The 11,320-nt window shown below is 65.2% G+C and carries 9 protein-coding genes; 4 read left to right on the top strand and 5 right to left on the bottom strand.

What is annotated here, in order from left to right:
• Positions 1 to 161 precede the first annotated feature (161 nt).
• Together BMY03_RS11205 and mqo are read right to left on the bottom strand one after the other, a co-directional pair.
• Positions 162 to 1,310 (bottom strand): substrate-binding domain-containing protein, encoded by a 1,149-nt coding sequence (locus BMY03_RS11205; protein ID WP_023632777.1) that lies wholly within the window; start codon positions 1,308 to 1,310, stop codon positions 162 to 164.
• Positions 1,311 to 1,659: 349 nt separating this feature from the next.
• On the bottom strand, positions 1,660 to 3,234 hold the full coding sequence (gene mqo / locus BMY03_RS11200; protein WP_094011075.1) for a malate dehydrogenase (quinone): 1,575 nt from the start codon (positions 3,232 to 3,234) through the stop codon (positions 1,660 to 1,662).
• Between the two features lie 216 nt (positions 3,235 to 3,450).
• Here mqo and aroQ point away from each other — a divergent pair, with 216 nt between their 5' ends.
• Entirely contained in the window at positions 3,451 to 3,900 is a 450-nt protein-coding gene (gene aroQ / locus BMY03_RS11195; RefSeq protein ID WP_094011074.1) for a type II 3-dehydroquinate dehydratase, read from the top strand.
• Complete coding sequence (locus BMY03_RS11190) at positions 3,897 to 4,742, top strand: shikimate dehydrogenase (RefSeq protein ID WP_046856017.1); 846 nt, start codon at positions 3,897 to 3,899, stop codon at positions 4,740 to 4,742. Before aroQ ends, BMY03_RS11190 begins: the two co-directional genes overlap by 4 nt.
• A gap of 71 nt (positions 4,743 to 4,813) precedes the next feature.
• On the opposite strand, the gene BMY03_RS11185 is transcribed toward BMY03_RS11190, so the two are convergent.
• Together BMY03_RS11185 and quiC are read right to left on the bottom strand one after the other, a co-directional pair.
• The gene (locus BMY03_RS11185; protein ID WP_038705885.1) at positions 4,814 to 5,476 is read right to left on the bottom strand and encodes a TetR/AcrR family transcriptional regulator; all 663 of its coding nucleotides are present in this window, start codon (positions 5,474 to 5,476) and stop codon (positions 4,814 to 4,816) included.
• A 125-nt stretch (positions 5,477 to 5,601) separates the two neighbouring features.
• A complete protein-coding gene (gene quiC, locus BMY03_RS11180) occupies positions 5,602 to 7,509 on the bottom strand; it encodes a 3-dehydroshikimate dehydratase QuiC (RefSeq protein ID WP_094011073.1) in 1,908 nt (635 codons plus the stop codon).
• A gap of 393 nt (positions 7,510 to 7,902) precedes the next feature.
• On the opposite strand from quiC, the gene BMY03_RS11175 reads away from it, so the two are divergent.
• Positions 7,903 to 9,276, top strand: coding sequence for an MFS transporter (locus BMY03_RS11175; protein ID WP_094011072.1), 1,374 nt, complete (start codon positions 7,903 to 7,905; stop codon positions 9,274 to 9,276).
• A 98-nt stretch (positions 9,277 to 9,374) separates the two neighbouring features.
• On the opposite strand, the gene BMY03_RS11170 is transcribed toward BMY03_RS11175, so the two are convergent.
• A complete protein-coding gene (locus BMY03_RS11170; protein WP_023631817.1) occupies positions 9,375 to 10,718 on the bottom strand; it encodes an OprD family porin in 1,344 nt (447 codons plus the stop codon).
• A gap of 278 nt (positions 10,719 to 10,996) precedes the next feature.
• Between BMY03_RS11170 and BMY03_RS11165 the strand changes: the two genes are divergently transcribed.
• Positions 10,997 to 11,320: a DUF2790 domain-containing protein gene (locus tag BMY03_RS11165; protein WP_046856021.1), complete on the top strand. Its 324-nt coding sequence runs from the start codon at positions 10,997 to 10,999 to the stop codon at positions 11,318 to 11,320.

The following is an 11,320-nucleotide window of genomic DNA, read 5'->3' as shown; positions in this document are numbered from 1 at the left end:
GTGATGCCGCTTTGCCATAAGGCAGTCGGCCTGGCCGCAGACCGAAGCTTTGTCATGCAAAGTTCATCTGCCTGGGGTACGCGCACACGCGAAAACCGACGGTGCCGTGCCGGCCACCGTCGGTTGTCAGCCCGTTGCGGGCCTGGCGCTTCGCGTGACGCTTACAGACGGCCGATACCGTTGCAGACCGAAGCGTTGGCGATGTTGGTGCCTTCGTTGTAGCCGTTGTCCAGGAACACCTTCTTGATCTCGGCGGCGTAGGCGGCCGGCAGGCTGACGAAGGAGTGCTGGGCGATGGTGGCGGCCTTGGCACCGGTGTACAGATCGGTCAGGAAGCTGCGGATGGCGGTGGCATCGGCGGCGGTCTGGTAGCACTGGCCGACCAGCAGGTTGGTGTAGCCGACGATCGGGTAGCCCGAAGTCGGTACCACGCCACCGGCGTTGAAGATCGGCACCCACTTGCTTGGGTCGGCGCGGTCGGCGGCGGTGCTCGGGGCGACAGCGGTACCCAGGGCGGTGCGGGCGTTGGCGGCGGTTGGCAGCGGCGCGGTGCCGGCGGCCATGGCGTTCTTGCTGACGCGGGCGACCACGGCGTTGTTGCTGGTGGCGACATAGTCAGGGCTGACGTAGCCGATGGTGCCATCGGTGGCGTTGACCGCGTTGACCACGTCGGCGCTGCCGGCGACGGCTTGCCAGGTGGCCGGTTCGCTGCCCACGTTGGCGGTGGTGAAGGTGCTGCTGACCACGAAGGACGATGGGCAGGAGTCAGCCAGGAAGCGCGACAGCAGCTCGGTGGTGCCGCTGCTGCCGGAACGGTAGATGACCTTGATCGGCGTGGTATCGGCGGTGCCCAGCAGTTGGCCCCAGGTGGTGGTGGTGCCGGAGAACACGCCGCACAGTTGAGCGCCGGTCAGTTGCAGGTTGGTCACGCCCGACTTCTTGTAGGGGATGGCAACGGAGGTGCCCACCGATGGGATCTGCACCAGCTTGCCCCAGGTGGCGGCCTTGCTGCTGTTGTAGGTCGACAGTTCCGAAGCGCTCAGCACCGAGTCGCTGCCGGCGAAGTCGACGTTGGTGCCGGCTGGCTGGTTGATCGAGGCCGCTGCGTTGGTCAGGAACGCCGTCTTGCCGCCACCGCTGCCGACACCGGTGTAGCTGAAGTCGGCCGGCAGCAGGCGCGGCAGGCTCGAGGTGCCGTTGTAGAGGTTTTCCGGCAGGGTGGCGCCGCCACCGACAACAGCAGCCATGGATTGGGCCGAAGCCAGGGTAGCAGCCACCAGGGAGGCGGCGATCACAGTACGCTTAAACATGAAGCAATCTCCTATCGTCGTGTTCATACGTTGAGTGGGTCGCGCATTGCCGTGGCCACAGGCCGTATACCCTGATCCAGAGGGGCTGAGGCCTGTCCACGGGGCCAACATTCGCAGCTTGTGGTGACAGGCAAAGGAAAAAACATCGGGAGTTCGGCGGGGAAAGACTCGGGTGTCTGAGGGCGCTTTTCGGGCTTGTGGCGGGCTGGCCATGAGCCGGTGCAGGCGGTACGGGAGGGGACGGTCCGGAGGATGGTGGATCAGGCACTCGGGAGTTTGGCCAAGGGGAGAAAAAACAGTGTGGCAGTGCCGGCCACTTCACAGTGGCCGGTTGGTCATGTCCGGGTCTTCAGGGCGCGACCACCTCGCTGGGCGATGCCAGTTGCAGGAGTTCGCTGGTATAGCTCCACTCTTCCTGGACCTTGTCCGGATGCTCGTTCAGGCGGATGCCGTAGGACGGAATGATCTGCTTGATCTTCGCCTGCCACTCAGGCGTGGCCACCTTGTCCTTGAACACCTTGTTCAGCAGATCGAGCATGATCGGCGGCGCGGTCGAGGCGCCCGGCGAGGCGCCGAGCAACCCGGCGATGCTGCCGTCCTTGGCGGTGACCACCTCGGTGCCCAGCTTCAGCACCCCGCCCAGGTTGTCGTCTTTCTTGATGATCTGCACCCGCTGCCCGGCCTGCCACAGGCGCCAGTCTTCCTTCTTCGCTTCGGGGAAGTAGGTCTGCAAGGCGGCGAAGCGGTCATCATCGGACTGCATCAACTGGCCGATCAGGTATTGCACCAGGTCGAACTCGCGCACCCCCACCCGCACCATCGGCCAGGTGTTGTGCAGCGACATGCTGGCGAACAGGTCAAGCAGCGAACCTTCCTTGAGGAACTTGGTGGAGAAGGTGGCGAACGGCCCGAACAGGATCATGCGCTTGCCGTCGAGCACCCGGGTGTCCAGGTGCGGCACCGACATGGGCGGCGCGCCGGTGGCGGCGATGCCGTAGGCCTTGGCCATGTGGCGCTGGGCGATGGCTGGGTTGTCGGTGACCAGGAACGAGCCGCCCACCGGGAAGCCGGCGTAGTCCTTGGCCTCGTCGATGCCCGACTTCTGCAGCAGGTGCAACGCGGCGCCGCCGGCACCGATGAACAGGAACTTGGCGTCGGTGGTCGCGGTGCCGCCGTCCTTGAGGTTCTTGTACTCGACGTGCCAGCTGCCGTCGTCGTTGCGACTGATGTCCTGCACCTCGCTGGACAGCTTGAGGTCGAAGTTCGGCCGGGTCTGCAAGTAGCCCACGTACTGGCGGGTGATCTCGCCGAAATTGACATCGGTGCCAATCGGCGTCCAGGTGACGGCGAGCTTCTGGTTGGGGTCGCGCCCTTGCATCATCAGCGGCACCCACTTGGCGATCTGCGCGTGGTCCTCGGAATACTGCATCGGCTTGAACAGCGGGCTGGCCTGCAACGCCTCGTAGCGCTTCCTGAGGAAGCGGATGTTGTCGTCGCCCCAGACGAAACTCATGTGCGGGGTGGTATTGATGAACGAACGCGGGTTCTTCAGCACCCCCTGCTTGACCTGCCAGGCGAGGAACTGACGGGTTACCTGGAACGACTCATTGATCTCCACCGCCTTGCTGATGTCGATCTTGCCGTCCTTCTCCGGCGTGTAGTTGAGCTCGGCCAGCGCCGAGTGGCCAGTGCCGGCGTTGTTCCAGCCGTTGGAGCTCTCCTCCGCCACCTTGTCCAGGCGCTCGACCATCTGCATCGACCAACCCGGCTCCAGCTCGTTGAGCCACACCGCCAGGGTGGAACTCATGATGCCGCCGCCCACCAGCAGCACATCGACGCGCTTGCTGTCGGCGGCCTGGGCATGCAGCCCCAGGGCCAGGGTGAGGGCCGCCAAGGCCCATCTGGGCGTTTTCTGGATGTTCATGTGCTCTCCCGTATTGGTCATTCCGTGCGCCTGGAGGACAAGCTTAGCCGAGTGTTTTGCTCGGGCATGGTCGCTGTGTTTTCTCGTCCCTTGCCCCGCGACAAGGCCAGCAGCGCGAGTTCGATAATCGCCCGTTTTCAACGCTCCGGGATTTGACGAAACTAACCAGATAGTACAAATATCGATCTACTCAAAAACAACAAAGCGATACCCGCCATGACACCCCGAATCCTCGTGCTCAACGGCCCCAACCTCAACCTGCTGGGCACCCGCGAACCCGCCCAGTACGGCCATGAAACCCTCGCCGACCTGGCCAGCCTGTGCGCCGGCAGCGCTCGCGAGCTGGGCCTGGAACTGGAGTTCCGCCAGACCAACCACGAAGGCGAGCTGCTCGACTGGATTCACGCCGCCCGTGGCCGCTGCCACGGCATCGTGATCAACCCCGCCGCCTGGACCCACACCTCGGTGGCCATCCGCGATGCCCTGGTGGCCTGCGAGCTGCCGGTGATCGAGGTTCACCTGTCCAACGTGCACAAGCGCGAGCCGTTCCGCCACCTGTCGTTCGTCTCCAGCATCGCCGTGGGGGTGATCTGCGGCCTTGGCAGCCAGGGCTACCGCATGGCCCTGGGCTATTTCAGCGAACAGCTGCGCGAGCACGCGGCATGAGCGCCCAAGGTATCCTTGCCGGCCTCATCGGCCGTGGCATCCAGGCTTCGCGCACACCGGCGCTGCACGAACACGAAGGCGATGCCCAGGCGCTGCGCTACCTGTACCGGCTGATCGACGCCGACCAACTAGGCCTGGACGACAGCGCCCTGCCGGCGTTGCTCGACGCGGCCCAGCGCACCGGATTCAGCGGGCTCAACATCACCTACCCGTTCAAGCAGGCGATCCTGCCGTTGCTCGACGAACTGTCGGACGAGGCCCGTGGTATCGGCGCGGTGAACACCGTGGTGCTGCGCGATGGCAGGCGGGTCGGCCACAACACCGACTGCCTGGGCTTCGCCGAAGGTCTGCGCCGGGGCCTGCCCGGCGTGGCCAGACGGCGCGTAGTGCAGTTGGGCGCGGGAGGCGCAGGCGCGGCGGTGGCTCATGCGCTGTTGGCCGAAGGCGTCGAACAATTGCACGTGTTCGAGGTGGACCCGGCCCGCGCCCAGGCACTGGTGGACAATCTCACGCAGCGCTTCGGCGCTGGCCGTGCCATGCTCGGCAGCGATCTGGGCGAGACCCTGGCCGGCGCCGATGGTCTGGTCAACACCACGCCGGTGGGCATGGCCAAGCTGCCGGGCACTCCCTTGCCGCCGGCGTTGCTGCACGCACGGCTATGGGTGGCGGAGATCATCTATTTCCCGCTGGAGACCGAGCTGTTGCGCCAGGCCCGGGCCCTGGGCTGCCGCACTCTCGATGGCGGCACCATGGCGGTGTTCCAGGCGGTCAAGGCGTTCGAGCTGTTCAGTGGACGCCCGGCGGATGCCGCGCGAATGCAGGCGCATTTCGCCAGGTTCTAGTCGCCAGGCAGCTCATCGCGGAGCATGCCCGCTCCCATGGAAGAGCGAGCGGGCATGCCCCGCGCCTGCATTCAGGCCTTGATGTAACGCATCACCGCCTCGCAGATCACCTGCTTGTGGCGTTGCTTGATCTGCTCGTCGGACAGGTCGATCTGGAAGATGTCGCCAAAGGTATGGCGGTTGGACACCCGGTAGAAGCAGAACGAGCTCATCAGCATATGCAGGTCGATCACTTCGATGCCGGGGCGGAACACGCCCTGGGCAACGCCACGGGCGAGGATCTTGCCCAGCGCGTCGAGCACCATGCTGCTCATCTCGCGGATCACCGGCGACTGCTTGACGTACTCGCCGTAGTGGATGTTCTCGGTGCAGACGATGCGCACGAAATCGACGTTGTTGGCGTGGTGGTCGAAGGTGAACTCCACCAGGCGCTGGATCGCCTGCTCGGGCGCCAGCGAGTCGAGGTCCAGGCTGTGCTCGGTCTTGCGGATGTCGCCGTAGAGCTTGACCAGGCACTCGACGTACAACTGCTCCTTGCTGCCGAAGTAGTAGTAGATCATGCGCTTGGAGGTGGCGGTGCGCTCGGCGATGGCATCGACCCGGGCACCCGCCAGGCCTTGCTGGACGAACTCGGTGATGGCGGCCTGGAGAATGTTCTCACGGGTCTTTTCCGGATTGTTCTTGCGCGTCTTGCGCAGGCCTTCGACTTCAGGCTTGACGACCGAATCACTCATACCGACTCACAGGCTCGTTGTAGTAATCCGGGCAATTATCCGTGAGCCGGGCGATGCTGGGAAGCGCAGTGTTGGTCGGCTGGTCAGGTTTGGCCTAGAGCCCCGTCGCCGGCCAAGGGCCTGGCTCACAACACAACCTTGCGCCCTGCCCCGCTGCGCGCCTTGGCCATCGCTGCCAGACGCACCGCCACGTTGGCCGCGCCATAGCCGGCATAGCCGCCCTTGCGCTGCAGGACCTCGAAGAAGAAGCGCCCTTCGAACGGCTCGGTGTACACATGGAACAGCTCGCCGCCCTGGACATCACGGTCGTACAGCACGTTGTAGTACGCCAGCTCGCTGAGGAACTCGTCGTCGAAATCGAAGCGCGCCGCCAGGTCGTCGTAGTAGTTCAGCGGGATCTCCAGCAACGGCACGCCGGCCTCCTTGGCCCTGGCCACCTCGCGGAAGATGTCGTCGCAGTCGAAGGCGACGTGGTGCACGCCGGAGCCGCGATAGCTGTCCAGGGCATGGGCGATGGCGGTGTTGCGGTTCTCCGAGATGTTCAGTGGCAACCGCAGGGTGCCGCAGTGGCTGCGCAGGGCACGGCTCTTGACCAGGCCATAGGGGTCGGGCAACACCACCTCGTCGTCGGCGGTGAAGTCGAACAGGCTCTTGTAGAACAGCACCCAACTGTCCAGGGCCTCGGCCGGCAACGCCAGGGCCATGTGGTCGATACGTTTGAGGCCACCGCTGGCGCGGGCTGTCGGGTCCAGGCGGAAATCGGTGTCGTAGAGCGCCTGGCCGTTGCCGTCGGGCTGCACCAGGTACAACAGGCTGCCGTCCGGCGCGCGCACCGCCGGGATCTCGCGCTCGTTGGGGCCGACCAGGCCGCGGAACGGCTGGCCACGGTAGGCCATGGCGCGCTGCAGGGCGTCCTGGCAAGCGTTGACCCGCAACGCCGTGGCGCACAACGACGGGCCATGGGCTTCGAAGAAGTTGTGGGCGAACGAATAAGGTTCGCCATTGAGGACGATGTTGATATCGCCCTGGCGCAGCAGACGCACGGCTTTGCTGCGGTGCTCGCCCGCTTCGGCGAAGCCCAGGCGCTTGAGCCATGCGCCCAGGCGTGCGCCGACCGCCTCGTCGACGGCGAACTCGAGGAACTCCACGCCGTCGTAGCGGCTGGCGGCCGGCGGCGCGAACAGCACGCCCGGTTCGACCGCCCGCGCCTCGCGCTCGAGATGGCGGCGGGTCTTTTCCTCCAGGTACAGCAGCGAGCGCAGGCCATCGGCGGCGTTCTGCCGGGGTGGCGCTGCGCGGAAACCGTCATTGAAGATCTCCAGCGACAGCGGGCCGCGATAGCCGCTGGCCAGGACCGGCGCGAGGAAGCCCGCCAGGTCCATTTCCCCCTGCCCGGGGAAGCAGCGGAAGTGCCGGCTCCATTCCAGCACGTCCATGGCCAGGATCGGCGCATCAGCCATCTGCACGAAGAAGATCTTCTCGCCGGGGATATCGCGGATGCCGCTGGGGTCGCCGTTGAGCGACAGCGTATGGAAGCTGTCGAGGATCACCCCCAGCGCCGGGTGGTCGGCCTGGCGCACCAGGTTCCACACCTGTTGCCAGGTATTGATATGGCGACCCCAGGCCAGGGCCTCGTAGCCGATGCGCAGGCCCCGCGCGCCGGCATGCTCGGCGAGCAGGCGCAGGTCGTCCACCAGCAGCTGTTCGTCGCCCAGGGCGTCGGGCTGGACATTGCTGCACACCAGCACCAGGTCGGTGCCCAGTTCCTGCATCAGGTCGAACTTGCGCTCGGCGCGGTCGAGATTCTTGCGCAGGCGGTCGCGGCGGCAGCCCTCGAAATCGCGGAACGGCTGGAACAGGGTGATGGCCAGCCCCAGGTCGGCGCACAACTGGCGCACCTCGCGGGGGCTGCCGGCGTAGTACAGCAGGTCGTTCTCGAAGATCTCGACGCCGTCGAAACCGGCGGCGGCGATGGCTTCGAGTTTTTCCGGCAGGGTGCCGCTCAAGGAAACGGTGGCAATCGAACGGTGCATGGCGGGTGTTCCTTGTTATTGAGTGAGGCCTGGCACGATCGATTATTCGCAGGTAAAGTCGCCCCGGCAACGAACTTTGTACGGAACAGTTAGTTTTTGTTCGATTACCGAACAAAACCCGTTCCAGCGAATTGCTTCACCCACCCCCGTGAACAACCATGAACACCAGTCGCAGGCCCGCCAGCCCTTCTCGCCGCCACGCCGGTCGTTCGGCGGAACCTGCGCTGCATTACCCAACGTCACCACATAATAAGTTCAAGAAAACGGGTACCGAACTATGCACACCTTGCTCGCCCTGCGATCCGCGCCGCCTCGTTCGTCTTCTCCACACAGCCCCTGCCCGCGCCTCAAGCGCTGACCAATCCGGCCCCTGACAAGAACAACGGAGACAACATGGCCCGCTCAAGCTCCCAAGCCAAGAAAGCCACCGCCAGCGGATGGATCGGCTCTGCCCTCGAATATTACGACTTCTTCATCTACGCCCAGGCCGCGGCGCTGATCTTCCCGCAGATCTTCTTCCCGTCCGCCGACCCGAAGATGGCCATCATCGCCTCGCTGGCCACCTACGGCGTGGGTTACCTGGCGCGCCCGGTCGGCGCCTTCGTGCTTGGCCACTGGGGCGACACCCGCGGGCGCAAGAACGTGCTGCTGCTGTGCATGTTCCTCATGGGCCTGTCGACCATGGCCGTGGGCCTGCTGCCGACCTACCACGATGTCGGCCTGCTGGCCCCGGCGCTGCTGGTACTGCTGCGCCTGGTCCAGGGCTTCGCCGTGGCCGGCGAGATCTCCGGCGCCAGCTCGATGATCATGGAGCACGCGCCGTTCGGCCGCCGTGGCTACTACGCCAGCTACACCCTGCAAGGGGTGCAGGCCGGCCAGGTGATGGCCGCCGCGGTGTTCCTGCCGCTGGCCTACTTCATGCCCAGCGAGGCCTTCAACGACTGGGGCTGGCGCATTCCGTTCCTGATGAGCGCGCTGGTGCTGGTGGCTGGCTTCATCATTCGCAAGGAGGTCCACGAGACCCCGGCCTTCGTTAGGGAAGAGAAACAGGACAAGGTGGCCAAGTCGCCGATCAGCGAGGCCTTCCGCCACAGCTGGAAGCACATGGTGCTGGTTATGTTCATGGCGCTGATGAACGTGATCCCGGTGGTCGCCACCATCTTCGGCGCGGCCTACGCGGTGCAGCCGGCCTACGGCATCGGCTTCGACAAGAGCGTGTACCTGTGGATCCCGGTGGTGGGCAACATCGTCGCGGTGCTGGTGATCCCCTTCGTCGGCAACCTTAGCGACAGGATCGGCCGGCGCCCGACCATGATCGCCGGTTGCCTGGGCTCGGGCCTGCTGGCGTTCGTCTATCTGTATGCGATCAGCATCCAGAACGTGCCACTGGCCTTCGCCGCCTCGATCGTCATGTGGGGCATGGTCTACCAGGGCTACAACGCGGTGTTCCCGAGCTTCTATCCAGAGCTGTTCCACACCCGCTACCGGGTCTCGGCCATGGCCATCGCGCAGAACCTCGGCACCATGATCACCGCCATGCTGCCGGCGTTGTTCGCCGCAGTCGCGCCGCCGGGTTCGGACAATATCCCGCTGGTGGTCGGCGGGCTGGCGTTTCTCATCACCTGCGTGTGCGCGCTGGCCGCCTACCTGGCACCGGAAACCCACCGGCTGGCAATGGAAGACCTGGGCAACCCGCAGGCACAACCCATGGCGCGGGAAGCCTATGAAGCGAGCCGCAAGGGCAGCCTGAAAGCGTTCGGCCACTGACATCGGCGGTGCCGAAAAAAAGACGCCTCGTCAGAGGCGTCAAGACATTCACCAGCAACCAAAGGAGCACGGGGCTTCTCAAGGTGAATCCGGGTGGTTCAGAGAATCGACAACGGGTACTCGACGATCACCCGCACCTCGTCCAGGTCCGACTCGAAGGCCGTCGCCCGGGTGGTGGCCTGGCGCACGCGCAGTGCCAGGTCCTTGGCCGCGCCGGTCTGTACCACGTACTTGACCTCGATGTCGCGCTCCCAGCGCTTCTGGTCGGTGAGCGGGTCGCCGTTGCCATCCCGGCGCATGTAGTAGGCGTTGGCATGGCTGTAGTCGGCATCGCTGCCACGGCCATAGCGGGTCATGAACGACAGCCCCGGTACACCGTAGGCGGCCATGTTCAAGTCATAGCGCAGCATCCATGAGCGCTCTTTCGGCGAGTTGAAGTCGCTGTACTGGATGGAGTTGTCGAGGAAGATCGAATCGGACTGGCGCAGGTAGTCGAAGTCGTCGTCGCCGTTGTTGCGCTGGTGGGTCAGGGCCAGGGTATGGGCGCCGTAGCGCACGCCGAGCTTGGCGCTCCAGATGTCGTTGTCGAACTGGCCCAGGCGCTGACGTCCTTCGTCCCTGGCGTTGTAGAAATTGAACCCGCCGATCAGCGCCAGCTCGTCGGACAACGGCCAGGTCACGCTGGTGCCGGCGTAGTACTGGTTCCACACATCCTTCAAGCGACTGCCGAACAGGCTGACGCTGACGTTTTCGTTGATCGCGTAGTCGCCACCGCCGTAGGCGATCCACGGCGAATCCACCGGGCCACCGTAGAACGTCACGAAGTTGTCGCGCAAGTTGCTGGACACCGGCTGGCTCATGGCGTGCAGGCGCCCGCCCTGCAACGTCAGGCCTTGCACACTGGTGTTCTCCAGGGTCACGCCGCGAAAGCTTTCCGGCAACAGCCGCGAGTCGCCGGCCGCCACCACCGGGTTGACCGGGAACACATCGCCCACCCGCAGCACGGTGTCGAACAGGCGCACCTTGGCCGCGCCGCCGAGCTTGCTGTATTCGTCGCGGGCCTGGCCATCGCGGTCCACCGGCAGCACGTCGAACGAGCTGCGCCCACCGTTGCGCCCGCCACCAGTGTCGAGCTTGAGCCCAAGCATGGCGAAGGCGTCCACCCCGACGCCCACCGTGCCTTGGGTGAAACCGGACTCGAAGCGGGTGATCACGGCATGGGCCCAGGCCTCGGAGTAGCCGTTGCCGCTGTCCTTGCCGCTGTTGTAGGTGGGGGCCGGGCCATCGCGATGGTCGCGATTGAAATAGTAATTGCGGTTGAGCACGCTCAGGCGGCTGCCCTCGATGAAACCTTCCTTCTGCTCTTCTGCGGCCCAGGCCGCCGGGCCGAAGCCGGCCAGCGCCACCAGGGCGGCCAGGGAAAGTGTTGGATTGCTCTTCATCCACTGCTCCTTCGATTGCGGCTGTTCTTGTTGTCAGGCCCTGGCGCTGGAGCATCCCTGGTCTGGCCAGATGCGCACGCACCCAGCCCCATTGGCCGAGCCTGATGCTCGCCGCTGGCGGATAACGGGAAGGTGATGGGGGCATTACAATCGTGTCATGCGCAGCCGGGGGACCTGCGTACACGCCCAGCTTTCATATCTGTAACCCGGCCGTCATGCCCCTGTTGGCCGGGCATCGCTAGCGTGGTCTGCGAAACGAACCTTTCGGAGGCACGACCATGCTACGACCGACCCTGACCGCCGCCCTGCTGGCGCTTTCCCTCTCGACCCAGGCCAGCGGCTTTTCCAGGCTGGACAGCGAACAGCTGCTGGCGGACCACCAGCAGGCCGTGGCGGCCTATGCGGCCAAACGGGCGAAGCCCATGCCGGAGATCGTCGACTACCGCTACGGCATGAAGCTCGACGTTGCCCGCCTCGTGCGCCAATCGGGCGACCCGCGCACCTGCGAGGTGGTGCCGCGGCTGATGACCTTCGAAGACAGCCAGGGCACCTTGCGCACCGTGCGCTACGCGGTGCAGTCGCAGTGCATCAACAACAAGTAG

Source organism: Pseudomonas soli, assembly GCF_900110655.1.
Classification (GTDB): domain Bacteria; phylum Pseudomonadota; class Gammaproteobacteria; order Pseudomonadales; family Pseudomonadaceae; genus Aquipseudomonas; species Aquipseudomonas soli.
Note: the sequence above shows the minus strand (reverse complement) of the source record. Positions and strands in the feature narration are given on the sequence as shown.

What these genes read in the sequence shown, in the direction of transcription:
- BMY03_RS11205 (WP_023632777.1), bottom strand. Translation starts at nt 1,310, where the DNA reads ATGTTTAAGCGTACTGTGATCGCCGCCTCCCTGGTGGCTGCTACCCTG.
- mqo (WP_094011075.1), bottom strand. Translation starts at nt 3,234, where the DNA reads ATGAACATCCAGAAAACGCCCAGATGGGCCTTGGCGGCCCTCACCCTG.
- BMY03_RS11175 (WP_094011072.1), top strand. Translation starts at nt 7,903, where the DNA reads ATGGCCCGCTCAAGCTCCCAAGCCAAGAAAGCCACCGCCAGCGGATGG.
- BMY03_RS11170 (WP_023631817.1), bottom strand. Translation starts at nt 10,718, where the DNA reads ATGAAGAGCAATCCAACACTTTCCCTGGCCGCCCTGGTGGCGCTGGCC.
- BMY03_RS11165 (WP_046856021.1), top strand. Translation starts at nt 10,997, where the DNA reads ATGCTACGACCGACCCTGACCGCCGCCCTGCTGGCGCTTTCCCTCTCG.
- BMY03_RS11190 (WP_046856017.1), top strand. Translation starts at nt 3,897, where the DNA reads ATGAGCGCCCAAGGTATCCTTGCCGGCCTCATCGGCCGTGGCATCCAG.
- aroQ (WP_094011074.1), top strand. Translation starts at nt 3,451, where the DNA reads ATGACACCCCGAATCCTCGTGCTCAACGGCCCCAACCTCAACCTGCTG.
- quiC (WP_094011073.1), bottom strand. Translation starts at nt 7,509, where the DNA reads ATGCACCGTTCGATTGCCACCGTTTCCTTGAGCGGCACCCTGCCGGAA.
- BMY03_RS11185 (WP_038705885.1), bottom strand. Translation starts at nt 5,476, where the DNA reads ATGAGTGATTCGGTCGTCAAGCCTGAAGTCGAAGGCCTGCGCAAGACG.